The organism is Halomonas kalidii, from assembly GCF_030010475.1.
In the GTDB taxonomy this organism is placed as follows: Bacteria; Pseudomonadota; Gammaproteobacteria; order Pseudomonadales; family Halomonadaceae; genus Halomonas; species Halomonas heilongjiangensis.
On record NZ_JASCQN010000011.1, the window covers coordinates 64,506 to 90,898 of the forward strand.

Annotated in this window: 21 protein-coding genes; 6 read left to right on the forward strand and 15 right to left on the reverse strand. The window is 63.9% G+C overall.

Annotation, left to right across the window (positions count from 1 at the left end; genetic code table 11):
- Positions 1-170: 170 nt before the first annotated feature.
- Positions 171-1,079, reverse strand: coding sequence for a transcriptional regulator GcvA (gcvA, locus tag QLQ85_RS02200; RefSeq protein ID WP_282737485.1), 909 nt, complete (start codon positions 1,077-1,079; stop codon positions 171-173).
- 176 nt (positions 1,080-1,255) lie between these two features.
- On the opposite strand from gcvA, the gene QLQ85_RS02205 reads away from it, so the two are divergent.
- Together QLQ85_RS02205 and QLQ85_RS02210 are read left to right on the forward strand one after the other, a co-directional pair.
- Positions 1,256-2,029 (forward strand): SDR family NAD(P)-dependent oxidoreductase, encoded by a 774-nt coding sequence (locus QLQ85_RS02205; RefSeq protein WP_282737486.1) that lies wholly within the window; start codon positions 1,256-1,258, stop codon positions 2,027-2,029.
- Positions 2,030-2,276: 247 nt separating this feature from the next.
- Positions 2,277-3,596: an aspartate kinase gene (locus tag QLQ85_RS02210; protein WP_282737487.1), complete on the forward strand. Its 1,320-nt coding sequence runs from the start codon at positions 2,277-2,279 to the stop codon at positions 3,594-3,596.
- On the opposite strand, the gene QLQ85_RS02215 is transcribed toward QLQ85_RS02210, so the two are convergent.
- The 3 genes from QLQ85_RS02215 to QLQ85_RS02225 all read right to left on the reverse strand — a co-directional run bounded on the left by QLQ85_RS02215 (position 3,581) and on the right by QLQ85_RS02225 (position 6,643).
- Positions 3,581-4,435, reverse strand: a complete 855-nt coding sequence (locus QLQ85_RS02215) for an AraC family transcriptional regulator (protein WP_282737488.1) — start codon at positions 4,433-4,435, stop codon at positions 3,581-3,583. The two genes, QLQ85_RS02210 and QLQ85_RS02215, sit on opposite strands and share 16 nt — an antisense overlap.
- 83 nt (positions 4,436-4,518) lie before the next feature.
- The gene (locus QLQ85_RS02220) at positions 4,519-5,691 is read right to left on the reverse strand and encodes a Gfo/Idh/MocA family protein (RefSeq protein WP_282737489.1); all 1,173 of its coding nucleotides are present in this window, start codon (positions 5,689-5,691) and stop codon (positions 4,519-4,521) included.
- Positions 5,692-5,707: 16 nt separating this feature from the next.
- On the reverse strand, positions 5,708-6,643 hold the full coding sequence (locus QLQ85_RS02225; protein WP_282737490.1) for a TIM barrel protein: 936 nt from the start codon (positions 6,641-6,643) through the stop codon (positions 5,708-5,710).
- Positions 6,644-7,075: 432 nt separating this feature from the next.
- Between QLQ85_RS02225 and QLQ85_RS02230 the strand changes: the two genes are divergently transcribed.
- Positions 7,076-8,266: a Gfo/Idh/MocA family protein gene (locus tag QLQ85_RS02230; RefSeq protein WP_282737491.1), complete on the forward strand. Its 1,191-nt coding sequence runs from the start codon at positions 7,076-7,078 to the stop codon at positions 8,264-8,266.
- Between the two features lie 217 nt (positions 8,267-8,483).
- Here QLQ85_RS02230 and QLQ85_RS02235 read toward each other — a convergent pair whose 3' ends face one another.
- The 3 genes from QLQ85_RS02235 to QLQ85_RS02245 are packed head-to-tail and all read right to left on the reverse strand — an operon-like array spanning position 8,484 to position 11,589.
- Positions 8,484-9,416 (reverse strand): sugar ABC transporter substrate-binding protein, encoded by a 933-nt coding sequence (locus QLQ85_RS02235; RefSeq protein ID WP_282737492.1) that lies wholly within the window; start codon positions 9,414-9,416, stop codon positions 8,484-8,486.
- Positions 9,417-9,456: 40 nt separating this feature from the next.
- Positions 9,457-10,398, reverse strand: coding sequence for a sugar phosphate isomerase/epimerase family protein (locus tag QLQ85_RS02240; protein WP_282737493.1), 942 nt, complete (start codon positions 10,396-10,398; stop codon positions 9,457-9,459).
- 15 nt (positions 10,399-10,413) lie between these two features.
- Positions 10,414-11,589, reverse strand: a complete 1,176-nt coding sequence (locus QLQ85_RS02245) for a Gfo/Idh/MocA family protein (RefSeq protein ID WP_282737494.1) — start codon at positions 11,587-11,589, stop codon at positions 10,414-10,416.
- Positions 11,590-11,775: 186 nt separating this feature from the next.
- On the opposite strand from QLQ85_RS02245, the gene QLQ85_RS02250 reads away from it, so the two are divergent.
- A complete protein-coding gene (locus QLQ85_RS02250; protein ID WP_282737495.1) occupies positions 11,776-12,837 on the forward strand; it encodes a LacI family DNA-binding transcriptional regulator in 1,062 nt (353 codons plus the stop codon).
- Between the two features lie 58 nt (positions 12,838-12,895).
- On the opposite strand, the gene QLQ85_RS02255 is transcribed toward QLQ85_RS02250, so the two are convergent.
- From QLQ85_RS02255 to QLQ85_RS02290, 8 genes are all read right to left on the reverse strand, one after another.
- Positions 12,896-14,566 carry a sugar porter family MFS transporter gene (locus QLQ85_RS02255; protein ID WP_282737496.1) on the reverse strand — a complete coding sequence of 557 codons (1,671 nt, stop codon included), beginning with the start codon at positions 14,564-14,566 and terminating at the stop codon, positions 12,896-12,898.
- A gap of 347 nt (positions 14,567-14,913) precedes the next feature.
- Positions 14,914-16,410: a CoA-acylating methylmalonate-semialdehyde dehydrogenase gene (locus QLQ85_RS02260; protein ID WP_282737497.1), complete on the reverse strand. Its 1,497-nt coding sequence runs from the start codon at positions 16,408-16,410 to the stop codon at positions 14,914-14,916.
- Positions 16,411-16,440: 30 nt separating this feature from the next.
- A complete protein-coding gene (gene iolE / locus QLQ85_RS02265) occupies positions 16,441-17,340 on the reverse strand; it encodes a myo-inosose-2 dehydratase (protein ID WP_282737498.1) in 900 nt (299 codons plus the stop codon).
- A gap of 35 nt (positions 17,341-17,375) precedes the next feature.
- Positions 17,376-19,226: a 3D-(3,5/4)-trihydroxycyclohexane-1,2-dione acylhydrolase (decyclizing) gene (iolD, locus tag QLQ85_RS02270; protein ID WP_282737499.1), complete on the reverse strand. Its 1,851-nt coding sequence runs from the start codon at positions 19,224-19,226 to the stop codon at positions 17,376-17,378.
- Between the two features lie 30 nt (positions 19,227-19,256).
- Complete coding sequence (locus tag QLQ85_RS02275; protein WP_282737500.1) at positions 19,257-21,173, reverse strand: bifunctional 5-dehydro-2-deoxygluconokinase/5-dehydro-2-deoxyphosphogluconate aldolase; 1,917 nt, start codon at positions 21,171-21,173, stop codon at positions 19,257-19,259.
- A 308-nt stretch (positions 21,174-21,481) separates the two neighbouring features.
- Positions 21,482-22,492: a Gfo/Idh/MocA family protein gene (locus QLQ85_RS02280; protein WP_282737501.1), complete on the reverse strand. Its 1,011-nt coding sequence runs from the start codon at positions 22,490-22,492 to the stop codon at positions 21,482-21,484.
- Between the two features lie 15 nt (positions 22,493-22,507).
- Complete coding sequence (locus tag QLQ85_RS02285; RefSeq protein WP_282737502.1) at positions 22,508-23,404, reverse strand: sugar phosphate isomerase/epimerase family protein; 897 nt, start codon at positions 23,402-23,404, stop codon at positions 22,508-22,510.
- A gap of 33 nt (positions 23,405-23,437) precedes the next feature.
- Positions 23,438-24,265: a TIM barrel protein gene (locus QLQ85_RS02290; RefSeq protein ID WP_282737503.1), complete on the reverse strand. Its 828-nt coding sequence runs from the start codon at positions 24,263-24,265 to the stop codon at positions 23,438-23,440.
- A gap of 401 nt (positions 24,266-24,666) precedes the next feature.
- Here QLQ85_RS02290 and QLQ85_RS02295 point away from each other — a divergent pair, with 401 nt between their 5' ends.
- Positions 24,667-25,530, forward strand: coding sequence for a MurR/RpiR family transcriptional regulator (locus QLQ85_RS02295; RefSeq protein ID WP_282737504.1), 864 nt, complete (start codon positions 24,667-24,669; stop codon positions 25,528-25,530).
- Positions 25,531-25,580: 50 nt separating this feature from the next.
- On the forward strand, positions 25,581-26,384 hold the full coding sequence (iolB, locus tag QLQ85_RS02300) for a 5-deoxy-glucuronate isomerase (protein ID WP_282737505.1): 804 nt from the start codon (positions 25,581-25,583) through the stop codon (positions 26,382-26,384).
- Positions 26,385-26,393 lie beyond the last annotated feature (9 nt).

Here is a 26,393-nt window from a genome sequence, read left to right on the forward strand (position 1 = left end):
ACCCTCGTAAAGCGATACGCCACGCCCCGAACCTGAAATTTCCGGGGCGTGGCGCCCTCTTCCAAGAACTCAAGGCTCACGGCGCCTTGTGCTCCTCCTGACTTGTCGATCAGCTGCCAACAACTCTTGGCATCAGGGGAGGCGTCCTCCATCACCTTCCGGCTTCTGCATCAGTTCGCCGCTGCTTCGAATAGCCAGTCACGGAACGTCTTCAGTCTCGGTAGGCCAGCGCACTCGGGGCGATAGACCACGTAATAGGCCAGGGGGGAGGCGAACCTTAGTTCCGGAAACAACCTGACCAGCCGCCCCGCGGCCAGATCATCACGCGCCATGACGCTGCGCGCCAGGGCGACGCCATGCGCGTCGATGGCCGCCTGCAAGACGGACGCGGAGTTGTTGATGCGCAGGCCGCGAGTGGTGCCCACCTCCGCTACGCCGGCGTCCTTGAGCCAGACGCTCCAAGAAGGAAAGCCTGACTGGTCGTCCATCGACAGGTCGTGGATCAGGGTCTCCCGGGCCAGGTCCGCCGGCGCCTTCAGGCGCCCATTATGCAGCAGGTTCGGCGAGCAGACCGGATAGACCTCCTCGTCCATCAGCTTCTCCGCCGTCAGCCCTGGCCAGGCACCCATGCCGTAACGCACGCCGATATCGATCCGCTGAGCCACGAAATCCACCGGCTTGAGGCTGGTGTCCAGGCGAACGTCCGTGTCGGGACAAACCGCCTGGAAGCCGTCGATACGCGGCAGCAACCACTTGGCGGCGAACGCCGGACTGACAGCCACGGTGAGCACCCCACTCGCCGATTCCTCCTTGAGCCGCTCCAGTCCCAGCGTCAGCCGGTCGAAACCCGCCCGGATATCGGGCAGCGCGCGTTCGGCCGCCTCGGTGGGCACCAACCGAACCCGCCCACTGCTGGCACGGTGGAACAGCGGCATGCCCAGCCACTCCTCCAGGGTACGCACGAGCTGCCCGACCGCGGCGGGGGTGACATTGAGCTCGGTCGCCGCGGCGGAAAAGCTCTGGTGCCGGGCGCTGGCCTCGAAGGCGCGCAGGGCGTTGAGGTGCACCGGTGTCTTCATATCGATAAAGTTTTTCTTTCAGTCATGGACACATTATCTCGTTTGTTGGTGGAAGGAAATCGGCGAAGAATGCCAACCAAGCCGGAAATCGGCGCCTCCCGATCCACTGCGGGCGACGGGGCTACCCTGGCCGGCCGGGATAAATAGATTTTCTTCCAGTAACGAGAGGTTTCATCATGAGCAATCAATTCCAAGGCAAGAAACTGCTGGTCGTCGGTGGCACCAGCGGGATGGGGCTGGAGACGGCCCGGGAAGTCCTCGCCGAGGGCGGCAGCGCGGTCATCCTGGGCCATCGCCCGGACAAGGCCGAAGCGGCGCGCAAAGAGCTCGCCGCCCTGGGCCGGGTCGAGGCGCTGACGGCGGACCTGGCCAGCGACGAGGGGCTCGCGGCGCTGCTCGAGACCCTCGACGAGCAGCACTCGGACATTGACCTGCTGGTCAATGCGGCCGGCCTGTTTCTCCCCAAGCCGTTCCTGGAGCATGAGAAGGCGGACTACGACCAGTACCAGTCGCTGAACAAGGCGTTCTTCTTTATCACGCAGAAAGTTGCCGCCAACCTGGTCGCCAAGAATCGTCCGGGCGCGTTCGTCAACATCGGTTCCATGTGGGCCAAACAGGCCATCGCGGCGACCCCGTCGTCGGCCTACTCCATGGCCAAGGCCGGCCTGCATTCGCTGACCCAGCACCTGGCCATGGAGCTGGCGCCGAAGCAGATCCGCGTCAACGCGGTATCGCCGGCGGTGGTAGAGACCCCGATCTACGAGGGCTTTATCCCCAAGGACGAGGTACACGGCGCCCTGCAGGGCTTCAACGACTTCCACCCGATCGGTCGGATCGGCACCCCCCAGGACGTCGCCGAGGTGGTCACCTTCCTGCTCTCGGACAAGGCCGGCTGGGTCACCGGCGCGACCTGGGACGTGGACGGTGGCGTCATGGCCGGCCGCAACTGAAACTAACTATGACGCCCCCTTCTGGCGAGCGCAGGACCTCTCCGGCGAGGCCAGAAGCGCGCTCGGGCCACTGGGCGAGATCCACGATGCCTCCTGAGCGCGAGGGGCCATGACGAAGGAAGCACCCGCGGGTGCTTCTTTCGTTCCTGTGCCACTCATTTTCCCTCTCCCACCCTCCCCCCTTCTCCCTGGCCCGGATTTGCCGCATGGTGCCCATAGCAACCTCGACAGACAGGGAGAGCCAGGGATGACCACGGTCTACAAGTTCGGCGGCGCCTCGATCCAGGACGCCGCGGCCATCCGCCATCTGGGCGAAGTGCTGGCGACTACCCGGGAGCGCCCGCTGGTGGTCGTGGTCTCGGCCATGGGCAAGACCACCAACGCCCTGGAGGCGCTGCTCACCGCCGCGCGCAGCTACGATGACCGGGACTACCGCAGCCGACTCGACGAGCTGCGCAGCGCTCACCTCGCCACCGTCGACGCCCTGTTCGGCGACCGGAAAGCCGCCGTCGCCGAACGGGTCGAAGCACTGTTCGAGGAGCTCGACCGTCGCCATCGAACGCACCGGCAGGAGCCGCGCCCCTTCCACTACGATCAGACGATCTGCTTCGGCGAACTGCTGTCCACCACCCTCGTGGCCGCCTGGCTCAACGAGATCGGCACCGCTACCGACTGGCACGACGCCCGGGAGCTGATCGTCACCGACGCCCGCCACCAGGCCGCCAATGTCGACTGGCCCGCCACCCGCGAACGGATCCGCGCCCTCGACGGCGACAGGCTCTTGCTGACCCAGGGCTTCATCGGCGGCACCCCCGACGGGGTCTCGACCACCCTCGGCCGGGAAGGCTCGGACTTCAGCGCGGCGATTTTCGCCCACTGCCTCGAGGCCGGGGAGCTGGTGATCTGGAAGGACGTACCGGGGCTGTTCAACGCCGACCCGCGCCGCTTCGACAACGCCGTGCAGCTGCAGCGGCTCTCCTACGACGAGGCCATCGAACTGGCCTGGCACGGCGCCAAGGTGATCCACCCCAAGACCCTGGCCCCGCTGCGGGAGAAGGGCATCCCGCTGAAGGTTCGCTCCTTCGAGGAGCTCGATGCCCCGCCCAGCGTCATCTCGGCCGAGGGGGCGAGCGCCGTCACGCCGGCTTTCATCCTCGCCGAGGAGCAGGTGCTGCTGGAGCTCCGTCCCCGGGACTTCTCGTTCATGGACGAGGCCAGGCAGCACGACATCCTCGGCCGCCTCGTCGAGGCCGGCGAGCACGCCAACCTGGTCGACAGCGGCGCCACGCGCCTGTCGCTCTGCCTCGACGCGCACCCGGCGCGCCTCGAGCCGCTGGTCGAGTCACTGGCCGCCGACTATGCCCTCGAGCGCCACGACGACCTGACCCTGCTCACCGTGCGCCACCCCACCGAGCCCCTGCTGGAGGCGCTCAGCGGGGATCGCGAGATTCTCGCCGAACGGTGCAACCGTGACACGGCGCAGCGGCTGTTCCGCAGCAGTGAATGCCCCGAGACGTGGCATCTTCCCGACCAGGAGGGGAAAGGCGCGGGTCAGTCCGTCAGATAGCGCTTGCGGTAACCGCCGGGAGTCACCCCGACGACTTTCCTGAAGGCGGTATTGAAGTAGCTGGCATGGCGATAGCCCACCCGCTCGGCGACCTCGGCGACGCTCAGCTCGGTATTGATCAGCAGGGACTGGGCCTCGCCGACCCGGCGCCGGATCAGGTAATGGATGGGCGAACAGCCCACCGCCGCCTTGAAGCGATGAGCAAGATGGTAAGGGCTGACCTTGAAGCGCTCGGCCATGACCTGAAGGTCGAGCTCCTCGGCGTAGCGCTCGTCGATATAGCGCCTTACCTCCCGGCCGAGGTCGTAGCCGGGAGACTCGAGCCGAGGCTCCGGCCGCTCCATCAGCCGCCCCACCAGCAGGATCAGCGCCTGCAGCAGGTGATGGCAGATCTCGCCGGCACCGCGCTGCCCCACGCCGACCTGGTCGTACAACAGTTCGAAGAGGCTCTCGAACGCCGCCCGGTGTTCCCCGCTGGCCAGCACCGGACACCCCAGCTCGGGCACCAGGTGATTGACCGGCAGCCCCCTGAGTTTGAGGCTCCGGAAACCGCAGCAGTAGGCGCCGATGCCCACCTCGGGCCGAGCCGACTCGTCGTGCAGGGTGCCGCTGTTGTAGACGAGCACGTCGCCGCGACGAGTGCGGTACTCGCGCCCGCCGATGATATGGGTGCCCTGCCCCTCGCGGATGAAGACGATCTCGGCGCAGTCGTCGTGGCGGTGCATGGCCCGGGGCATCTCGCTCTGGCTGCCTTCGGCCTTGCACATGTAGAGCAGTTCGGCCGGGTGCTCGATGGTCAGCCGACTACCGGCACCCGGCTTCAGGAACCGCTGGATCATCGACGGCCCTCCGGAACGACGGCTGATGTCCATCATCTTCCCTCAAGGCTACCCACGGGCGCCAGCCCATGGCGCCCTCGCCGTTAGCGATAGTCGATCCATACCGCCCCGGCATCGGCGGATCGCACGCAGTTCTCCACCCAGCGCACGCCCTCGACCCCGGCATCGATATCGGGTATCCCTAGCGCCTCTATGGCCTCGGTGTCGCCGCGATCCTGTGCTTCCATGGCCAACGCGAAGCGGTAGTAGAGGTTGGCCCATGCCTCGAACAGCCCTTCGGGGTGGCCGCCGCCGATGCGATCATCCTGTCGCGCCTGGGGATAGAGGTAGTCCATGCCGCGCTCCAGAATCCGCACCGGTTCGCCCTGGATTTCGTAGCGTAGCTGGTTGGGGTGCTCGTCCCACCACTCGACGCTGGCCCGGGAGCCGATGACCCGCACCTTCTGGCCGTGCATGGAGCCGGCATTGACTGCCGAGGTCCAGAGGTGGCCCATGACGCCACCTTCGTACTCCATCAGCACGTAGGCGTTGTCCTCCAGCGGCGCGCGGCTGGCCACGAAGCTCTGGCGCGAACACAGCAGTCGCTTGATGCGCAGCTCCGGCAGCATCATTTCGGCGATGTAGTAAGGGTGGGTCGCCAGGTCGCCGAGCACGTAGCTGGGCCCGGCGTAGCGCGGATCGACCCGCCATCGGGTGCCGGGGTTGGACTGTTCGACGGCCTCGCTGTGGAAGCCATGGGCGAACTGCATGTGGACCATGCGGATCTCGCCGAGATCGCCGTTGGCGATCATCTCTCGCGCCTGGCGGATCAGCTGATGCCCGGCGTAGCCATAGGTCACACCGACGATGCGCCCCCGCTCCCTGGCCAGGGCACGGAGTTCCTCAGCCTCATCTACGCTGAAGCACAGCGGCTTCTCGCAGACCACGTGCAACCCGGCCTCCAGCGCCGCCTTGCAGATGGCGAAGTGGGTGCTATTGGGCGTGGCGATGGAGACCGCCTGGATACCGTCATCGCGCTTGGCCTCCTCGGCGAAGAGCGTCGGGTAGTCCGGATAACAGCGCTCGGGCGCCACACGCAGCGACTTGCCGAATTCGCGCCCGCGGGCCGGGTCGATGTCGAAGGCGCCGGCCACCAGTTGGAAGCTGTTGTCGCGCGACGCCCCGCAACGGTGGATATAGCCGATCTGGCTGCCGCGGCCGCCGCCCACCATCGCCCAGCGAATCGGGGCTGCGACTTTCAGGTCTCCCTGGATCATGGTCATTCCTCCTGTATCAGACGTCCGCCTGGAAGCCCTGGCGTTTCAAGTACTCGAGACTCGCCGTGACGTCGGCGAGGCTGCCATCCGCATCGCGGGGATCACGTTCCTGTTCGATGGTGATATAGCCCTGGTAATCGATCTCCTGAAGCAGCCGGTAGATGGCATCGTAATCCACGATGCCTTCGCCGATGGGACACATCACCCCCTGGGCACAGGCATCGAAGAAGTCCACCTGCCTAGCCATGACGTCGTCGAAGATCTTCGGCTCGATATCCTTGAAGTGCAGGTAGTCCATGCGCCCGGCGTGTTCGCGGATCCAGGTCACGGGATCCATGCCGGAGTAGTAGAGGTGGCCAGTATCCAGGCACAGCCCCGCGGTTTCGTAGGGGATAGCCTCCATCAGCCGCAGGATCTCGTCCTCGAACTCGATATACCCCCCGGCATGGGGGTGGATGACGGCACGGATGCCGTACTCGCGGCTGGCCAGCTCGGCGATGGCGCGGATGTGTTCCATCAGGGTGCCCCACTGCGTATCGTCGAGGCGCGGCGCCTGGTCGGGATGGCCCGCGTAGCGGCTGCGCTCGGCGTGCACGTGGTCGATCACCACCAGGTAGGGTGCCGGGTAGTGCTGGCCCGGCTCGCGGGGAAGTTCCGGAAGCTGCTTCAGGAAGGCGCAGATCTCATGAGTCTGGCGGATCAGACTGTCCCGATTGGCCGGATCGACCAGGTCGTCGAAGATGGTGCCGGCGACGACCTTAAGACCGCGTTCATCCAGGGCCTGCCCGAGGCGTTCGCGATCCAGGGGGAGGTAGCCGTAGGGACCGAGCTCCAGGCCCTTGTAACCTGCCTGGGCGGCCTCGTCCAGGACCTTCTGCCAGGGCGGCAGATGGGGATTGTTGACGTTGTCGACGCCCCAGCAGCAGGGTGCGCTGGCGATTCGCATACTCATCTTGGTGACTCCGATGGCTGTTGTCATGGGTATTGGGCTTCCACCCAGTCGCCCCCATTACAGCAGCCCTCAGGACACCATGATTTCACTTTCTTGCTATTTCTGGCGGGTGCTTCAAGAAGTTCCTGGCCTTATGTGCAGGAAAAGCCCGCCGACTGTCGAAGATCGCAGCTGCTCTGCCCATAGAATTTCACTTTCTTGTCTTTCGCTTCGTCCGAGGGTTCCCTTACACCGCCAGTCGCTCCCACGGTGTATGGCGTTTCCCTGACGTTCACCGTTGGCTGATGTGACCCCGCATTCAGCCACGGCAGGATGTCGCGACTGACAAAATAGAATCTTTGATCCAATTGTTAGTAATGGGGTATAAATGTTCTTAATCCTGTCGATATCGATTACCGGTAGATACGTATCAATGATTGTAGAGGGTTGATAATGCAGCGATTCAGAGTAGGCGTCTTGGGCATCGGAAACATCAGCAATGTCTATTTTAATAACCTCAAGCATTACCATGACCTCGTAGAGGTAGTGGGCTGTGCCGGGAGGAGTCTCGAAAAGGCCCGGCGAGTCGCTGCCCAGCATGGGATACCAAGGGCGTATACCGACAGCACGGAGCTGCTCAGCGACCCGGACATCGATATTGTCCTGAATCTGGCCGTGCCGGCAGTGCATGCGGAGTTGAATCTAGCGGCGCTGGCGGCGGGCAAACACCTCTATACCGAAAAGCCCCTCGCAGCCGGCTTTGCAGAAAGCCAGAAAATCATGGCACTAGCAAAGCGCAAGGGCCTGTATGTCGGCAGCGCCCCTGACACCTTCCTGGGTGGCCGGCTGCAGACCTGCCGCAAGCTGATCGACAACGGTACCTTGGGTGAGATAATCGGTGCGAGTGCGTTCGTCGTCAGCCACGGCCAGGAGTGGTTTCACCCTAACCCAGACTTCCTGTACCAGGAGGGGGCCGGCCCCTTGCTGGACATAGGCCCGTACTACATAACCGCACTGCTGTCCCTGCTAGGGCCGGTTTCTCGCTGCAGTGCCATGGCAAATCGTGCCTTCGATACACGCGTGATCGAAAGTGAGCCTCGACGAGGTGAGACGATCAATGTTGAGGTGGACACTCATATCACCGGCACTCTGGCGTTTGTCGGTGGTGCTATCGGGACCTTCATTACCAGCTTCGATGTCTGGGACTCCGAACTACCCCGCCTGGAAATCTACGGCACTCGAGGCACGCTTTGTATCGATGATATTGACCCACTCGATGGCCCCAATCTCTTCGGCGGCAGGGTACGGCTACGAACATGTGAGAATTATCGCTGGAAAGGGATGCCGCGTCAGAAGCCCTTCAGCGACTGGTATGAAGTACCCAGTGATCACCCCTTCAACTCGACCAGCCATGCGGAGAACAGTCGCGGTATTGGCCTGGTCGATATGGCCTATGCCATTCGCCAGGGGCGTGCCGAACGTGCCAGCGGTTCGATGGCTCTTCACTCGATGGAGCTCATGGAAGGCCTCTTGACCTCCGCTCGGGAACACCGGTTCATCGAGCTGACCACAACTTTCGAACGTCCGGCACCGTTGCCGACGAACTTTCCCGCAAGCGAGATAACAGCATGTTCAAACTCTTGATGACGTAGCACTTGTAACCCGGCACACGAAACAGACTCCTCGGGGGTTGCGTCCCCAGTCGAGCCAGACTGCCAATAGGGGAGAGGACCTGGACATATGCGGGTGACTGGATGACAAGCTGTTCGGGAGCAAGCAGGTCCAGCCTATATGCCTTCTACAACGCCAGGCGCCGGATCCGAGAATCCGGCGCCTGGCGTCATCGGCTGGTCCGAGCGACTCAGTTGCGCCCAACGTACTCGTCCAGGTTGTCAGGGGTCACCAGTTCGAAGGGTACCCACACGACATTATCGACGTCCTCACCCTCGATCAGCCGATGCAGGGTGTCGACGGCACCCTCGCCCTGGGCAGGGCCGTTCTGGAACACGGTGATGTCCAGTTCACCGGCCTGCATCGCGGCCAGGGCATCGCTGGTGGCATCGATACCGGCGACAATCACCTCGTCCATGTCGTAGCCGACATTCTTCAGCGCCTGAATGGCGCCGATGGCCATCTCGTCATTGTTGGCGATCACCGCATCGAACTCGAGGCCCGAGGTCAGCCAGTTGGTCATCAGGTTGTTGCCCTCGATGCGCTGGAAGTCGGCATCCTGCTGCTCGACGATCTCGAGCCCACTGCACTCGGGGGTGGCGATGACGTCATGGATGTCCTGGGTACGTACCTGGGCAGCGTTGTCACCCAGGGTGCCCATCATCACAAGCAGCTTGCCCTCACCATCGAGCTGCCGGCAGACCTCCTGGGTCTGAAGGGTGCCAGACTCCCTCTCGTCGGAGCCGACGAAGGCCTGGTTGTCGGGCAGCGAATCGATATCCACGGGCTGGCGGTTCACGTAGACCAGCGGGATGCCCGCCTCGGCGGCGGCGCGGCTCATGGCGCTGGTCGAGTCCGAGTGCACCGGATTGACGATGATGCCGTCGACTCCCGAGGCAATGAAGTTCTGCACCTGGCTGAGCTGGCGGCCGATGTCGTTGCGGGCATCCTCGACGTTGACGTCCATGCCCTGTGCCTCAGCGGCCTGCTCGAGGCTCTCGCGCAGGCCGATGATGAAGCGCTCATCGAGGTTGAAGAAGCTGACGCCGATTTCGAGCTCCTCGGCCAGGGCGGGGCCGGTCATCAGGGCGGCGGCGAGCGGAATCAAGCTGAGCTTTTTCATCGAATTACTCCGTTGTTGTTGTCTTCGTGGATAGTGGTTCTTACCGGTTGATGGTCTGCTGCAGGGCGTCTATGGAGGACTGGATGCCCGCCTCGGTGGACATGGTGAAGTCCTCCATCTCGAGGCTGACCCAGTCGTTGTAGCCAAGCATGCGCACGACCGAGAAGAACTCCTTCCACCACTGCAGGTCGTGGCCGGCGCCGACGGCGACGTAGTTCCAGGCGCGGTTGGCAACGTCGGTGACCTTCCGGAGCTCGAGCAGACCATTCACGTCGGCCAGGCCACGCTCGATGCGAGTGTCCTTGCCGTGCACGTGATGGATCGCATCGCCCAGGGCACGTGCCCCGGCGATCGGGCAGGCCCCCTTCCAGAACAGGTGTGACGGGTCGAGGTTCATGCCGACCATCGGCCCCACTTCGTCGCGCAGGCGGAACAGGGTCTCGGGGTTCCAGACCAGCATCGCCGAGAAGTTCTCCAGCGCGATTTTATCGACGCCCACTTCCTTGCTGAGCTTCACCAGGCGATGCCAGTAGGGGAACGCGCAATCCTCCCATTGGTAGCGGTCGCGTTCGGGCATCTCCTCCGGCCAGCTCTTGGTGTAGACCAGCCAGTTCGGCACGCTGTCGCCCGGCGCCGCGGCCGGCAGGCCGGACATGGTTACGATCTTCTTGACGCCGATCTCGCCAGCCAGTCGGAAGGTCTGTTCGATCTCCTTGCGGTGACGCTCGCCCAGCGCGCCGGGATCGAGTGGGTTGCCCGAGCAGTTGAGCGCAGCGATCTCGAGGCCGCGGGCCTCGATCTCATTCAGTCTCTTCTTCAGCAGGCCCTTGTCGGCCAGCAGTTCGTCGGCGCGGAAATGCGGTGCCGGCGACCAGCCACCGCCGGTCATCTCGACGCCCTCGACACCCAGGGCCACGCATTTGTCGAGCATCTCGGTGAAGGAGAGATCGCCCATCACGTCGGTACAGATGGAAAGCTTCATGGTGGTGGTCTCCTGTTAGTTGAAATCGACCCAGGCCGAGCCTGCGTCGGCGGAACGGACACAGTTCTCGAGCCAGCGCACCCCTTCGGTGCCGGCCGCTATGCCCGGGTAGTGATGGGTCTTCAGGAAGGCGTCGTCTCCACGCTTCCTGGCGTCGATGGCCTGGGCGATCCACAGATAGATGTTGGCCCAGCTGTCACCGAGCCCTTCGGTGTGCAGCGCCCCCATGCGATCGATGGCCAGACTTTCCTCCTCGAGGTAGGGCATGCCATGGTGCAGAGTGCGGGGCGGCTCACCCTGCACTTCGTAGATCAGCTGGTCGGGATGGGCATCGGACCACTCGAGTGAGGCGCGGGAGCCCACGAAACGGTAGCGCTGGGAACCCATGTGACCGGCGTTCACCGATGACACCCACAGGCGGCCGCGAGCGCCATTATCGTAATGGGTCAACACGGTGGCATGGTCTTCGAGCGGCTCGCGGGTGGGAATGAAGGCCTTGCGGTCGCAGAGCAGCTTCTCGATCTTCATATGCGGCAGCACCACCTCCGAGAGGTAGTAGAGGTGCGTGCCGATATCGCCCAGCACGAAGGTGGGGCCGGCGGTCTCCGGGTTGGTGCGCCATTTCACGGCCTCGCCCGCGTCCGCATCGTCGCCCGAGTTGAAGCCATGGGTGTATTGCATGTCGACGATACGGATATCGCCCAGCATGCCCTTCTTGACCATGGCGGCCATCTGGTGAACCAGCGGGTGACCGCTGAAGCCGTAGGTGACCCCCACGATTAGCCCCTTGTCCTCGGCCAGTCTCGCCACCTCGTCGCATTCGGCGACGGTGAAGAACAACGGCTTCTCGCAGATCACGTGGAGGCCGGCTTCCAGGCAGGCCTTGGTGATCTCGTAGTGGGTGAAGTTGGGGGTGGCGATCGACACCACCTCGACGCCGTCGTCACGCGCGGCTTCACCGGTGATGAGATCCTGATAGGTCGCGTAGCAGCGATCCTTGACGACACCCAGTTGGGTGCCGAAGTCGCGTCCGCGTTCGGCGTCCAGGTCGAAGGCGCCGGCCACCAGCTGGTAGGCCGTATTGTCGCGCAGGGCGCCGGTGCGGTGCTTGTAGCCAACCTGGCCGGTGCGGCCGCCGCCCACCATGCCCCAACGCAGGGGGCGTTCGATCGTCTTCTCGCCGTTCAGCATGGCAATGCTCCTCTTGTGAATCGTTTTGACTTGGCTACTTCCAACCGCCTTCTCGCTTGCTCGCAACAATTTGCAACCGGGTGCAAGTTGCGGCAAAAAATTTGGTGGCTTCATGCCACCAGCGTAAGGCGAGGCTCCATCTGCTAGTATCGAAACTGATTTGCACCCGGTTGCATAAAGACTAGAATGGAACAAAAATTCCGTCAAGGTGAAATAATGAGCAAAAAGTCTAAAGGCATGGAGGCGGCGGGCGGCACCCACAAGGTGACCGCCAGCGATGTGGCCCGACGGGCCGGCGTCTCCAAGTGGACCGTCTCGCGGGCCTTTACCGAGGGCGCCTCCATTTCTCCCAAGGCTCGCGAGAAGGTCTTGCAGGCAGCGGCGGAACTGGGCTATCGCCCCAATCTGCTGGCCCGTGGCCTGACCAAGCGTCAGACGCGCATCGTGGGTCTGGTCGTGGACGAGATGGATAACCCCAATCTGCTGGGCCTGATGAAGGAAACCAGCCTGCAGCTGCAGCGGCGGGGCTATCTTTCCATGCTGCTCAACATCAGCGAGGAGGACAGGGAGGGAGCCGCCATCTCACTCGCCGATCAATTCCAGGTCGATGGCTTGATCTTCCTCGGCACCGTGCTGACCGATGAGCTGGTGCACCTGGCCCAGCAGATCCACCATATCCCGCTGATCGTTCTCTATCGCAACAGTGATATTCCCCATATCCAGGTCGTGTCGACCGACGGCCATCGTGCGGGACGCGAGATCGCTGACGCACTGGTCGAACAGGGTTACCAGCGGATCGGGTACATGGCCGGCCCGCTCAGCGAGTCGACGCAATTGAGGCGTCTCGAAGGATTCCGTGATGGCTTGGCCGAGCACGGCTTGGCGGTAGAGGAGGTCGTGGAGGCTGGTCATTACCAGCGAGGTGCTGGCTTTAACGCATTGAGCCAGTACCTGGCGTCGAGGCCTGCCAACGACCGGGTAGAGGCCCTGTTCTGCGAGAACGATATCCTTGCCATCGGAGCCCTCGATGCCCTTCACGAGAGAGGGGAGGCCGGTAGCATGGGGATCATCGGTTTCGACGATATCGAGCAGGCGGCGTCACCGTGCTACGCCTTGACGACCTATCGACAACCCCTGGAACGGCTGGTGGGTGAGGCAGTTCGGCGAATCGGCCTCGAGGAAGAAGTCCCCCGTCGCCACCTGTTGCCGGGAGAGTTAATTCTCCGCGACTCCCATCGCCGGCGCTGAGCTACCGTCACTCCGCGGATGAAGCGGGGGGCGTGTTGGCCCCCCGACTGCTGGTGGATCAGCGTGTGGCCCCTACGAGTTCCCCGGTGGCGCCCCGGCGCTTGGCAGTGCCACCCGGGTACTTGGCCAGGACGTTGTCTTCCATCTCCTCCAGGGCGACCCCGTTGGTTTCCGGCAGGAAATGGCGGATGAACAGGAAGGCCAGCGCCATCAGCGCCGCGAACAGCCACATCGGGAAGGCGCCATTGAACTGTTCAGTGAGCCAGGGGTTCTGGTTCAGTATCGGGAAGCCCAGGCCGATCAGGAAGTTGCTGATCCACAGCGTGGTGACCGACAGCGACATGCCGAAGGCCCGCATGCGGTTCGGGAATATCTCCGACACGATGATCCAGGCACCCAGCGCCCAGGAGAAGGCGAAGAACAGCATGAACACCAGCATGCCGGCCAGCGTCAGGTAACCTTGGAGGACGGCGGCGTCACCGCTGAGGCCGCCTGAGCGATACAGGAAGAAGGAGGTCATCAGCAGACCGACCACGCATCCGACGGTGCCAACCTTGAACAGCGGTACGCGGCCCACCTTGTCCATCAGCATCATGCCGAGCAGGTTACCGAGCAGCTGGACGACGCCGATCCAGATGGTCAGGAACATGGCCACCTCGGTGTTGCCGGTAACATTCCCCAGCACCACCGGGGCGAAGTACATCATCACATTGACGCCACTGGCCTGCTGGAAGAAGGCGATCAGGCAGGCGATGGAGGCGATGAACCAGAATCGCTGATCCCGGAGCAGCTCGCCCTTGCGGTCCGCCTGCTGACGACGTAACCGATCACTGGCCAGCGACTCGCGAATGTCGGCCAGTACGCGCTCGCCGTACTCCGCACCTCCGATACGGCCCAGGGTTCTCTGGGCATCCTGATCGCGCCCGACCATTACCAGCCAGCGCGGGGATTCCGGGATGAAGAACACGACCAGGCAGAACAGGATGCAGGGCAGGACCTCGGAGCCGATCATCACGCGCCAGCCCACATCGGCGAGCCAGGCGTCCGTCGCGCCCCTGGCGATCAGGTAGTTGACCACGAAGATCACCACTTGGCCGAACACGATCGCGATGTTCTGCATGCTGAGCGCGCGGCCACGGAGGTTCTTGGGCGAGACTTCGCTCATGTACATGGGCGAAACCGCCGAGGCAATGCCGACGGCGATGCCGCCAATAAAGCGGTAGATGATGAACCAGGAGAAGCTCGTGGCCACGGCGGCGCCGACGGCCGAGATCGTGAAGAGCAGGGCGGCGATGATCAGTGTCTTCTTTCGCCCCAGTCGGGCGGCGACGGCGCCTGATGCGAAGGCGCCGATGATGCAGCCGATGGCGACGTTGGAGACCGCCCAGCCGGTCTCGAGTGAGCTGAGGTCGAAATGGCGCTGAATCGGGCCGATGGCACCGGAAATCACCGCAGTGTCGTAGCCGAACAACAGGCCGCCAAGGGCCGCAACGCCGCAGATCGTCAGCAGGTATCTTATATTGTACTTGGAGCTGTCCATATCGAGCTCTCCTAATGCTACTGCCTGAATGTTGTCTTTCTTCGGTCTGGACGCTGCCCTTGCTCTGCTCGTTGGTTCCGTGGTGGGAGCCATGGACAGGAAGGGGCATGGATCCAGAGGCATGGATTCGTGGTTGTCGTTCACTACATGAAATATATATTCCATTAACCATTTAATCAAACCATACATTCTATACTTTAGTATAAATAGAACGCTGATTCTATGTGATATTTTAAGCCAATATACTGATAATAAAGCCATTTTATGGCTATACTTGAAGAGGGCTCGCGCTCATCTCTGAGGTGAGTGCCATGGAATTTATATTCCGAACATTGCCAGGCTGGGATAGAGACGGATTGAGAAGGCGTAAGGCACCGAGCCCCGCTAAGATCCCGTGCTTGTTGTGTCGTGGGAGGGGCTCGGCACAGCGAAGAAGCACTACACCGTCAAACCGGATAAAGCGTTGCCAACCAAAACGCCGGAGCCTGGGGCCCCGGCGTTTTGCAGTCACTGGTATCCCGCTTGGCGGGTGAGGCTCAGTGCGTCGGCATGGTGAAGTGGTTGGTCTCCTCGCGGATGCCGCTGGGCCAGCGCTGGGTGATGGTCTTCATGCGGGTGTTGAAGCGCACGCCATCCGGGCCGTGCATGTGCAGCGGACCGAACAGCGAGCGCTTCCAGCCGCCGAAGCTGTGGAAGGCCATGGGTACCGGGATCGGCACGTTGACGCCGACCATGCCCACCTGGATCTGCTCGCAGTACTGGCGGGCGGCGTCGCCGTCGCGGGTGAAGATGGCGGTGCCGTTGCCGAACTCGTGGTCGTTGATCATCTTGACCGCGTCATCGAAGCTTGCCGCCCGGGCGATGGCCAGCACGGGACCGAAGATCTCCTCGCTGTGAATACGCATGCCCGGCTTGACGTGATCGAACAGCGACCCGCCGAGGAAGAAGCCGTCGCCCTCGATGCTTGCTTCGCGGCCGTCCACCACCAGCTCGGCGCCCTCATCCACACCGGCCTGGATATAGCCCTTGACCTTCTCCAGGTGCTCGCGAGTGATCAGCGGGCCCATGTCGTTGTCGGGACCATCGACGATACCCGGGCCGACACGCAGCTTGCCGAGCTCGGCCACCAGCTTCTCGCGCAGGCGACTCGCGGTCTCCTCGCCCACCGGCACGGCCACGGAAATGGCCATGCAGCGCTCGCCGGCGGAGCCGTAGGCGGCCCCCATCAGCGCCCCGACGGCCTGGTCCAGGTCAGCATCCGGCATGATCACCATGTGGTTCTTGGCGCCGCCCAGGGCCTGGACGCGCTTGCCGTGGGCGGAGGCCGTGGCATAGATGTATTCGGCGATAGGGGTAGAGCCGACGAAGCTCACCGCCTGGACGCGCTCATCGGTGAGCAGCACGTCCACCGACTCCTTGTCACCGTTGACCACGTTGAAGACGCCGTCGGGCAGGCCGGCCTCCTGGAGCAGCTCGGCGAGGCGTATGGAGGTGGACGGATCCTTCTCGGAGGGCTTCATCACGAAGGTGTTGCCGCAGGCGAGTGCGATGGGGAACATCCACATCGGCACCATGGCCGGGAAGTTGAACGGCGAGATGCCCGCACAGACGCCCAGGGGCTGCATCATGGAGTAGCTGTCCACCCCGGTGCCCACGTTCATGGAGTGCTCGCCCTTCTGCAGGTGCGGAATGCCGCAGGCGAACTCGACGACTTCGAGGCCGCGTGTCACCTCGCCCTTGGCGTCGGAGAACACCTTGCCGTGCTCGCTGGCGATCAGTCGCGCCAGCTCGTCGGCATGCTCCTCGACCAGCGCCTTGAACTTGAACAGGATGCGCGAGCGCTTCAGTGGCGTGACCTTCGACCAACTGGTGAAGGCCTCGTGGGCGAGGCGCACCGCCTCGCGGGTCTCGTCGGCGGAGGAGAGCGCCACCTGCAGGCTCTGCTGGCCGGTGGCGGGGTTGTAGACCGGCGCGGTGCGGCCACTCTGGCTGGCCACGACCTGGCCGTTGATGAAGTTGCCCAGAATGCTCATACGGGAATGTCCTCTTGATCGTCAGTCGGGTTATTCGGTGACCGGGAGCCCGGCCTCGGCACAGAAGCGCTGAAGGTTGTCATGCCCCAGGCGCGCATAGGTCAGCGGATGCGCCACGGCGGGGTCCTGCTCGGCCTCGACCACCATCCAGCCCTCGTAGCCGCTCTCGCGCAGCCCCTTGAACAGGGGGACATAGTCGATGTAACCGTCGCCCGGTACGGTGAACATGCCGTTCAGCACGCCATCCAGGAAGCTGAGGTCACGGTTGCGCACGTCCGCGAGCACCTCCTTGCGGATGTCCTTGCAGTGCACGTGAACGATGCGCTCGGCATACTGCTGCTGGGCGGCGACAGGGTCGCCCCCGGCGCCCACCAGGTGGCCGGAGTCCAGCAGCAGGCCGACGGAGGGCTTGGTCTCGGCCATCAGCCGCTCGATCTCCGCGGGCGTCTCGATCACCGTGCCCAGGTGATGGTGGTAGGCGATCTGCACGCCTTGCTCCAGGCAGTAGTCGGCCACCTGGTTCAGTCGCGGAATCAGCGTCTTCCAGCCCTCTTCACTCATCCGTGGCGAGTGGGACAGCGGCGTCTCACGCTGCCCATGGATACAGTGTGTCACCTCGCAGAACACCATCGCCGTGGCGCCCAGCGACTTGAGCAGGTGCAGGTGCGGCTTGAGCGCCTCGATCTCCTCCTCGGCGCTGCGGGTCAAGAGCTCGCTGCTGTACCAGCCGGAGACCAGGGAGAGGCCGTGTTTGTCGAGGATCGGCCCCAGCACCTCGGGGTCGCGGGGGAACTTGTGGCCCAGCTCGAAGCCGGAGAAACCGGCCTGTCTGCCCTCGGAGAGACACACCTCGAGAGGCGTTTCACCACCGAGAGACGGCATATCGTCGTTGGTCCAGGTCAGCGGGTTGATGCCCAGTCTTACACTCATGGCAAACTCCTGAGATCGGTCGTCGTGATCGAGAATTAGAGATTCTTGAATTGGCGAGCCTTGTACGCTTCGTAGCGCTCACGGGCCTCCTGAACCTCGGCGCGCGGGGAGACCTCGGGCACCGCCACGTCCCACCAGCTGCCGCCATCCTGGGTGTCGGCCAGCGCATCGGTATCGATGGCGATCACGTAGCTGGTGTCGGAAGCCTTGGCACGCTCAAGTGCCTGCTCGAGCTCGCCGATATTGCCCACCTGCTCGGCCTTGGCACCCAGCGAGGTCGCGTGAGCGGCGAAATCGGTCTTGGGGGCGCCACCCTCAACGCTCAGGCAGTCGTCGAGCATGTTGTTGAAGCCGGGGCCGCCACAGAACTGCTGCAGGCGGTGGATGCAGCCGTAGCCACGGTTGTCGAGTACCACGGCGATGATCTTGTGGCCGAGCATCACCGAAGTGGCGATCTCGGAGTTGAGCATCAGGTAGGAACCATCGCCCACCATGACGAAGACCTCGGAGTCGGGCAGGGCCATCTTGGCCCCCAGGCCGCCGGCCAGCTCGTAGCCCATGCAGGAGTAGCCATACTCCATGTGGTAGCCGCGGTCGAAGCGGGTGCGCCACAGCTTCTGCAGTTCGCCGGGCAGGCCGCCGGCGGCACATACCACGATGTCGCGCTCGCCGGCGGCACGGTTCACCGCCCCCACCACCTCGGCGTCGCAGGGCAGGTCGGTGCCGCGGTCGGCGGTGACCTTCTCGACGGTCTGGTTCCAGTCAGCGCGCAGCGTGGCGGCCTGCTCGATCCAGCCACCCTCGGGTTGCCAGTCCTCCAGGCCCGCGGTCAGCTCCGGCAGGGTGAGCTTGGCATCGCCCACCAGCGCCTGGCCCTTGTGCTTGACGGCATCGAAGGAGGCGACATTCACGCTCAGGAGCTTGGCTTCGGGGTTGATCATGGCGCGGGAGCCGGAGGCGAAGTCGCCCAGCCGGGTGCCCACGGCGATGATCAGATCGGCCTCGGCGGCCAGGGCGTTGGCGGCCGCACCGCCGGTGACACCGATGGTCCCCAGGTTCTGCTCATGATCCCAGGGCAGGGCGCCCTTGCCGGCCTGGGTCTCGCCCACCGGTAGGTGGTGGCGGGAGACGAAGGCGTCGAGCTCGGCCAGGGCGCCGGAGTAGTGGGCCCCGCCCCCGGCGATCACCAGCGGCTTCTTCGCCTGGCGGATCAGGGCGATGGCGTCGGCAAGTTCCTGGCGGTCGGCGGCCTGGCGACGCAGGCGGTGCACCTTCTCGACGAAGAAGTGCTCGGGGTAGTCGAAGGCGAAGGTCTGGATGTCCTGGGGCAGCGCCAGGGTGACCGGACCGCACTCCACCGGATCGGTGAGTACCCGCACCGCCTGGGGCAGCGAGGTGAGCAGCTGCTCGGGGCGGGTGATGCGGTCGAAGAAGCGGCTCACTGGCTTGAAGCAGTCGTTGGTGGTCAGGGTGTGGTCGTGGAAGTTCTCCACCTGCTGCAGCACTGGGTCGGGCATGCGGGTGGCGAAGGTGTCACCCGGCAGGAAAAGTACCGGCAGGCGATTGACGTGGGCCACCGCGGCGGCGGTGACCATGTTGGTGGAGCCTGGCCCCGCCGACGCGGTACAGGCCATCACCTGGCGGCGATTGAGGGTCTTGGTATAGGCGATGGCGGCATGGGCCATGCCCTGCTCGTTATGGGCCCGGTAGGTAGGCAGGCTCTCCCGGGCCTGGTAGAGCGCCTCGCCGAGGCCGGCGACGTTGCCGTGGCCGAAGATCGCCCAGACCCCGGGAAACAGCGGCTTGATCTCGCCGTTGACGTCGACCTTCTGGGCCATCATGTAGCGGACGACGGCCTGGGCCATGGTGAGTCGTATAGTCTTCATATCAGTAACCCTTCAACAGGATCTTCGGGATCAGGCGCGCTGGCGCGCCTGCCAGGTTTCCACCAGCTCGAGATAGTTGGCCTTCACGGCCTCGATCAGCTGCTCGTCGTCGTAGTCGCCGCGCAGCCACTTCCGGCTCGGTTCGCCGAAGATGGTGCGCCCCACCGCGAAGCCCTTGCACACCTCGGTGCCCGCGCTGTCCATGATGCCCTTCTTGAGTTCTGCGGCCGGCGCGTCCAGACCCAGCATGACCACACCGCGACAGTGGGGCGCCCGCTCGGCGAGCAGGTCGCCGATGCGCCGCCAGGCGTCCGGGGTCTGGGGGGGCAGCTTCCACCAGTCGGGCTGTACGCCCAGGTTGTAGAAGCGCTGCATGGCATTGAGGTAGGTGTCGTCATCCTTGGCCAGGTCGCGTGGCGGAATGATCTCCAGCAGCAGCTCGTTGCCGGACTCGCAGCAGGCGCGATAGAGCTCGATCACCTGGCGCTCCTGGGCGCGGCGCAGTTCCCCCTGATCCTCGGGATGGTAGAACACCAGGCACTTGACGATATGCTCGCGCGGCCAGGTCTTGAGCCGCGAGCCGATGCTGCGACCGCCCTCCAGCTCGATGGGGCGTGAACTGGGCAGCTCCACGGGGCGGCCGATCCACCAGCCGCGGCCGGTGACATCGTTGAGGGCGTCCAGACCGTAGGTGTCATCGATCAGCACGCCGACCTGGCTGTCGCCCAGGTGCTCGCTGCCGCGCTCGGTGGCCTGGACCAACAATCGCTTGAGAGTGTTGATGCGGGCCGGGTCGGCGCCTTCCTCGCGGGCCATGTCGAAGAGCTGCTTGCGGTGGTCGAAGGCCAGGATGCAGAGGTCCTTCCACTGGGTCGGCAGGCGCTGGGTGGTGACCCGGTGAAGGTGGTTGAGCCGTGTGTCCAGGTCGGGGCGCGGGATCGACTCGGCACGCGCCAGGTAGTCATCGAGCTCCTCGGCACTGGGGATGGCCGGGGCGCAGCCATGGCGCGAGACCACCAGTGCGCCACAGGCATTGGCGTAGGCGCAGCTCTGGGCATGGGACTCGCCGCGCAACCAGCCGCGCAGGAAGCCGCTCATGAAGGCGTCGCCGGCCCCCAGCACATTGAGCACGTCGACGCGAACCCCGGTGTGCACCTCGAAGTCGGCCTCGCTATCGGGAATCTGACCATCGAGCACCGTGCAACCCTGGGCGCCGAGCTTGAGCACGATGGTGGCATCGGTCAGCTCCCGGATCGTCTTCAGGGCGGTGATGGTATCGGTGCTGCCGCCGGCGATATGCACCTCCTCCTCGGTCCCCACTACCAGGTCCAGGTCGGGCAGGATGGTCTGCAGGTGGCGGCTGACACCCTCGTTGGAGACGAAGCGGGTCTCGCCATCGCCCAGGGTGGTCAGGCCCCACAGCACCGGCCGATAGTCGATGTCCAGGATCACCTTGGTGCCGGCCGCCTTGGCGTACTCGATGGCGGTCTTGCTGGTCTGGTAGGTCTGCTCGGTGGAGAAGTGGGTGCCGGTGATCAGCAGCGCGCGGCTGGAGGCGATGAACGCCGGATCGAAGTCAGCGCTGTCGACCGCCATGTCGGCGCAGTCGTTGCGGTAGAAGATCAGCGGGAAGGTATCGCGGTCCTTGATGCCCAGGATCACCAGGCCGGTGAGACGCTCGGCGTCGGTCACCACGTGGCTGGTGTCGACGCCGGCCCGCGCCAGCTCCTCACGTACGAAGCGGCCCATGTGCTCGTCGCCAACCCGGGTGAGCATCGCCGACTTCAGTCCCATGCGGGCGGTGCCATAGGCGATGTTGCCGGACGAACCGCCCAGGTACTTGGCGAAGCCGCTCATGTCCTCCAGGCGGCTGCCGATCTGCTCACCGTAGAGGTCGACGGCGGCACGCCCCAGGCAGATCAGGTCCAGTGTCTTGGTGTCGTTCATGGGATCACATCCTACGCTTGGCCAGTCGCGAGCCCTCTGCGCGGATGTCACAGCTCCGCGGCTCGGCCGGTCGGTTTGTTGGAAACGGGGTTCGCGTTCAATTTGTGTGTTTCATTGAAGATCAGTTTAGAACGAAGATTCCATCCAATCAATAAATGGAAAAGATGATTCGTAGTGCTTTGGTCGCATTGGGGTGACGATGATCGACGAGCAGCGAAGGTCGGCATGACGCGAGGCGATCGACAAAAGAAGCGGCCCCGGCCCCTGGACAGGACCGGGGCCGCTCAAGGACGGCCGAGAGGCAGGCCTCAGGCGTAGAAGGCCGGCCGTTCGGGCATCTCGATGGGCTCGATGCCGCCACTCTCCTGGGCCTTGACGCAGACATCGCCGGCGATGGCCGCCGCATAGCCGTCCCAGGAGGAGGGTCCACCTATCTCGCCGGCCGCCACTCCGTCGATGAACGACTGGAGCTCGACATCGAACGCCTCACTGAAACGTTTCTTCCAGTCCTGGAGGATCTCGTTGGAGCGCTGACCGGCCTGGCGGAACTGCAGGCTCTGGGGCTCGGGCAGGCGGGCGATGCCCTCCTCGCCGACCACGTCGCACTGGATGTCGTAGCCGTACTGGCAGTTGACGAACACCTCGACGTCGATGCGCACGCCCTTGACCGTCTCCAGCAGCACGATCTGCGGGTCCTCGACCTTGCTGTGGGCATGGCGGGTCTTGCGCGGGAAGAGCACCTGGGCGCTCTTGTAGTCGTCGTCCAGCAGCCAGCGGAAGGTGTCCAGCTCGTGGATCAGGGTGTCGTGGATCGCCATCGGCGTGACGTAGCGCTCCGGCACCTCCGGGTTGCGGTGGGCGGCATGGATGATCAGCGGCTCACCCAGGCGATTGTCGTCGATGGCCTCCTTCATCAGGTTGTAGCCACTGTCGTAACGACGCATGAAGCCGACCTGCACCAGGCGGCGGCCCGCCTTGATCTCGGCATCGATGATGTTGCGGCAGCCCTCGGCGGTGGTCGCCAGGGGCTTCTCGCAGAACACCGGTTTGCCGGCAGCGATGGCTGCTAGTACGTACTCCTCATGGGTCGGCCCCCAGGAGGTGACCAGCACGGCATTCACGTCGCTGGACTGGATCAGCGACTGGCCGTCATCGAAGACGCGAGCCTCGAGCCCCAGGCGGTCGACCACGGCTCGCGCCTGGTCCAGGTTGACGTCGGTGACGGCGACGATCTCGCCGCCGGTGAGTTGCTGGGAGATGCGGCGGGAGTGCTCCTCGCCGATCATCCCGGTGCCGATGACTCCGATTCTGACTGTCATGTTGTTGTCTCCGGTTTATTTCCAGTACTTGTCGACGTAACGCTGGATCTCGTTGCGCATGAAGCGCGAGGAGTCCACGGCCCGTTCTTCCCAACCGAAGACGCAGCTGGAGAGAACCCCGTCGAAGCCGATCTCGTGGAGCGTCTTGAAGAAGACGTCCCAGTCGATCTCGCCCTGACCGATGTCCAGATGCTGGTGGACACGAGCGGTGGACCCCGGTGGGTTGACGATATAGCGCAACTCGGACGAGGCCTTGTGGTTGAAGGTATCGGCAACCCGGGCATGCACCAGCTCTCCCTTGGTGGCGCGGATAGTGTCGGCCAGGTCGTCACCGTAATAGAAGCTGTGTGGCGCGATGTAGGAGCACTTCACCGCCGGAGAATTGATGGTCTTGATGATCTCCACCGCCGGCGCCATGGTCTCGATCCAGTCCTCGGGATGGGGCTCGACGCTCAGAGTCAGGCCCTCACGCTCGAGGATTGGTACCAGCACGTCCATGGAGCGCCAGAAGGCGTTCTCGCAGGCCTCGGGGGTGTGGAGCCCCTGGCGATCAGCCTGGGAGCGCTCCACGGAGCCGCCACGGCCGAACTCGGAGATCAGAGTGTCGCATCCCAGCTCCACGGCCACCTCGATGATCCGCTTCCAGTTATCCATGGCCATTTCCCACTCGTCGCGGTAGGGGCTGGACCAGCGGTACATGGGCTGCATGGTGGCTAGGCCGACGTCATGCTCCTGCATGGCCTTCTTGAAGGACCGCACGGCTTCCGGATAGGTGCGCGGCCGGGTCCACCAGACCATGAAATCCGGGCGCGGTGACAGCTCGACATAGTCGTAGCCCAGCTCCTTGGTAAGTCGGCAGGTCTCCGGCAGGGAGAGATGACGATGCATATGGGGATCGAGGGCGATTTTCATGGCGTCACTCCTGTTTATTGTCCTGTGGGGAAATCAGATCGCCAGCCGTGAGCGGATATGGTCCATGCTCTGGCGCAGGGCCTGCACGGGATCCGCCAGGTCATGAACCGCTGCGGCGAAGGGCTCGAATGACACATGGCCGTCATAGCCGTCGGCCAGCAGTCGCTGCAGCTGGCCGATGTTGTCGAGGCGATCCTGCTCGCCGACCAGCAGACGATGTTCGTCGAGCATCTCCTCGAAACCGATGGCCGGGTCTTCGAGTCCCGAGATGTGCACCAGCCCGGTATCTTCGGCGAAGAAGGCGGTCTCTCCGGCCCCCTGATGGTGGAAGGTGTCGTGGACCAGGCCGAAGCGCGACTGAAGGCCCAGCGAGCGGATCGCCTCCACCGCCTCGGCCTTGGTGCGAAGCGAGGAAATGGGGAAGCCCAGGGGCTCGACGAAGCCCTGCAGGCCATGGCGGCCCAGGATGGCATCCAGCTCGATGAGTGCCTTTTCCAGCCCCGTGCGTTTCTCCTCGGCGCTGGCGGAATAGTCGGCATCCACCAGCGGGCAGAGCACCAGGCCACGCCCGCCGGCGGCATCGACCAGCTCCGCCAGCTCTTGCGCCTTGGCCGCGCGCTCCTCGTTCCAGATATTGAAGGGATAGAGGGCGTTGATACTGAGTACCTCGATACCCAGCTCCTTCGCGCGCCGACCGGCACCATGCGCGGCCTCGAGGTCGAGGATGCTGTTCTCGCCCACATCATTGCGCAGCTCCACGGCACCGACGCCCATCTCGGCGGCGGTCTCGATCAGCTGCTGCGGGGTCCAGCGGGGACAGACCATATGATTCAGAGAGAACTTAAGGGCGTGTTGTGTCATGGCGGCCTCCAGGTGACTTGGTGTTGTCGTCGTAACCCATCGCGGGGCCGTATCGCCCAGCTGGCAGAGGGGTACGCTGTCCAGGGTTGCAGGAAGGCTAGAATACATATTCCAACCTATCAACAAACAGAATATTCCATCTTATGCGCTCTACTTCCGAGGCATGCGACGAATTCCCATGTGAATCAGTAAATTGAAGCAAGGTAACGGCGTTGGCCGAGGGGCAGGCCTTCGACCAAAGCAGCAGCTACTCGACGTGATCGAGCTGGCCTCGGACGCACCATCATTGCCAGAGTCGGCATTCTAGACTAACGTGTTAATGGAATTTTTATTCCCAAAAGGCTATGCTCTGGGAAACAGGATTCAATGCATTGCGAGAAGCCACCCACGAGGCGGACCCCATGAGCCAGACACCGCAGGATTTCTCAACACTGGAAGAACGCATCACGGCCGACTATCCGTCGCTGAGCCGACGGCTGCAGCAGACGGCCCGTTTCCTCCTGGATCATCCCCAGGAGATCGCGTTCGCGACGGTGGCAAAGCTGGCCGAGCGGGCCGGTGTCACTCCTTCCACGCTGATCCGCTTCGCCAATCACTTCGGTTTCTCCGGTTTCTCGGAGATGCAGCAGCTGTTCCGTGCACGCCTGGTCGATGAGCTGCCCAACTACAACGAGCGCATTCGTGCCGTGCGCAGCGCCACCGGTGAGACGCCCGACAGCACCCAGCTGCTGTGGGAGTTCGCCGAGGCCAACCGCGAGGTGCTGGACCAGCTTCCGGGACGCACCGACCCGCGCCTCCTGGAGCGTGCCCTGGATATCTTCGAGCGGGCGCGTGCCATCCACGTGATGGGCGCGCGCCGCAGCTTCGTGGTGGCCAGCTATATGACCTATGCGTTGCACCACATCGACAAGCGCACCTTTCTGGTCAACGGCCTGGGTGGCATGTATGGCGAGCAGGTTCGTGCCATCGACGCCGAGGATGCCCTGCTGGTGGTGAGCTTCTCGCCCTACGCCCAGGAATCTCGGGACGTGGCCGATGAGGCCCGCCGGCGCGGTATCCCGCTGGTGGTGATCACCGACTCCAACCTGAGCCCGCTGGCACGCCTGGCGGACGTCACACTGGTGGTGCACGAGGCCGAGGTGAAGAGCTTCCGCGGCCTGACCGCCTCGCTCTGCCTGACCCAGACGCTGGCCATCGCCCTGGGCGTCCGTCAGGACAAGGCTCGCGACCGCAAGGCCGAGGACGATGGCGCCGAACGTGCCTGATTCCGGCACTCATCCTAGAATTCCACCCCATGACACGACAGGAGCGACCCATGCCGTCACTACTGGTACGCCCCCACGAACCCGACGCCCAGGGCAGGGTGCTTGAAGTCACCCCCGAGTCCGCAGGCTGGGAGCATGTCGGCTTTCGCGTCCATCGGTTGGCCAAGGGCCAGAGCATCGAAGCCTCCACCGAGGATCGCGAGCAGTGCCTGGTCCTGCTCTCCGGGCGCGCCACTGTCACCAGCGGTGAGCACCGTTGGGAGGACATCGGCGAGCGGATGGACATCTTCGAGAAGATTCCTCCCTACGCCGTCTATCTTCCCGATGGCGTCAGCTACAGGGTGGAAGCCACCACCGATCTTGAACTGGCGGTCTGTAGCGCTCCCGGCCATGGCAACCACGAACCGAGGCTGATCGACCCCGGCCAGGTCAAACAGGCCACCCGCGGCAGCGGTACCAATACCCGCCATATTCAGGACATCCTGCCGGAGACCGAACCCGCCGACAGCCTGCTGGTGGTAGAGGTCTACACGCCTGCTGGCAACTGGTCCAGCTATCCGCCCCACAAGCATGATGTGGATAACCTCCCGGAGGAGTCGATCCTCGAGGAGACCTACTATCACCGGATCAACCCGTCACAGGGTTTCGCCTTCCAGCGGGTCTACACCGATGACCGAAGCCTGGACGAGACCATGGCAGTGGAGAACGGCTGCTGCGTGATGGTGCCGAGGGGCTACCATCCGGTGGGCGCGCCCCACGGCTACGAGCTCTACTACCTGAACGTAATGGCCGGACCCAAGCGCCAGTGGAAATTCCAGAATGACCCGGCTCACGAGTGGATCGTCAAGCAGTGAGTTCTCGAT

Coding starts and splice junctions, on each gene's coding strand:
- gcvA (WP_282737485.1), bottom strand. CDS start 1,079: ATGAAGACACCGGTGCACCTCAACGCCCTGCGCGCCTTCGAGGCCAGC.
- QLQ85_RS02205 (WP_282737486.1), top strand. CDS start 1,256: ATGAGCAATCAATTCCAAGGCAAGAAACTGCTGGTCGTCGGTGGCACC.
- QLQ85_RS02210 (WP_282737487.1), top strand. CDS start 2,277: ATGACCACGGTCTACAAGTTCGGCGGCGCCTCGATCCAGGACGCCGCG.
- QLQ85_RS02215 (WP_282737488.1), bottom strand. CDS start 4,435: ATGATCCAGCGGTTCCTGAAGCCGGGTGCCGGTAGTCGGCTGACCATC.
- QLQ85_RS02220 (WP_282737489.1), bottom strand. CDS start 5,691: ATGATCCAGGGAGACCTGAAAGTCGCAGCCCCGATTCGCTGGGCGATG.
- QLQ85_RS02225 (WP_282737490.1), bottom strand. CDS start 6,643: ATGAGTATGCGAATCGCCAGCGCACCCTGCTGCTGGGGCGTCGACAAC.
- QLQ85_RS02230 (WP_282737491.1), top strand. CDS start 7,076: ATGCAGCGATTCAGAGTAGGCGTCTTGGGCATCGGAAACATCAGCAAT.
- QLQ85_RS02235 (WP_282737492.1), bottom strand. CDS start 9,416: ATGAAAAAGCTCAGCTTGATTCCGCTCGCCGCCGCCCTGATGACCGGC.
- QLQ85_RS02240 (WP_282737493.1), bottom strand. CDS start 10,398: ATGAAGCTTTCCATCTGTACCGACGTGATGGGCGATCTCTCCTTCACC.
- QLQ85_RS02245 (WP_282737494.1), bottom strand. CDS start 11,589: ATGCTGAACGGCGAGAAGACGATCGAACGCCCCCTGCGTTGGGGCATG.
- QLQ85_RS02250 (WP_282737495.1), top strand. CDS start 11,776: ATGGAACAAAAATTCCGTCAAGGTGAAATAATGAGCAAAAAGTCTAAA.
- QLQ85_RS02255 (WP_282737496.1), bottom strand. CDS start 14,566: ATGTATGGTTTGATTAAATGGTTAATGGAATATATATTTCATGTAGTG.
- QLQ85_RS02260 (WP_282737497.1), bottom strand. CDS start 16,410: ATGAGCATTCTGGGCAACTTCATCAACGGCCAGGTCGTGGCCAGCCAG.
- iolE (WP_282737498.1), bottom strand. CDS start 17,340: ATGAGTGTAAGACTGGGCATCAACCCGCTGACCTGGACCAACGACGAT.
- iolD (WP_282737499.1), bottom strand. CDS start 19,226: ATGAAGACTATACGACTCACCATGGCCCAGGCCGTCGTCCGCTACATG.
- QLQ85_RS02275 (WP_282737500.1), bottom strand. CDS start 21,173: ATGAACGACACCAAGACACTGGACCTGATCTGCCTGGGGCGTGCCGCC.
- QLQ85_RS02280 (WP_282737501.1), bottom strand. CDS start 22,492: ATGACAGTCAGAATCGGAGTCATCGGCACCGGGATGATCGGCGAGGAG.
- QLQ85_RS02285 (WP_282737502.1), bottom strand. CDS start 23,404: ATGAAAATCGCCCTCGATCCCCATATGCATCGTCATCTCTCCCTGCCG.
- QLQ85_RS02290 (WP_282737503.1), bottom strand. CDS start 24,265: ATGACACAACACGCCCTTAAGTTCTCTCTGAATCATATGGTCTGTCCC.
- QLQ85_RS02295 (WP_282737504.1), top strand. CDS start 24,667: ATGAGCCAGACACCGCAGGATTTCTCAACACTGGAAGAACGCATCACG.
- iolB (WP_282737505.1), top strand. CDS start 25,581: ATGCCGTCACTACTGGTACGCCCCCACGAACCCGACGCCCAGGGCAGG.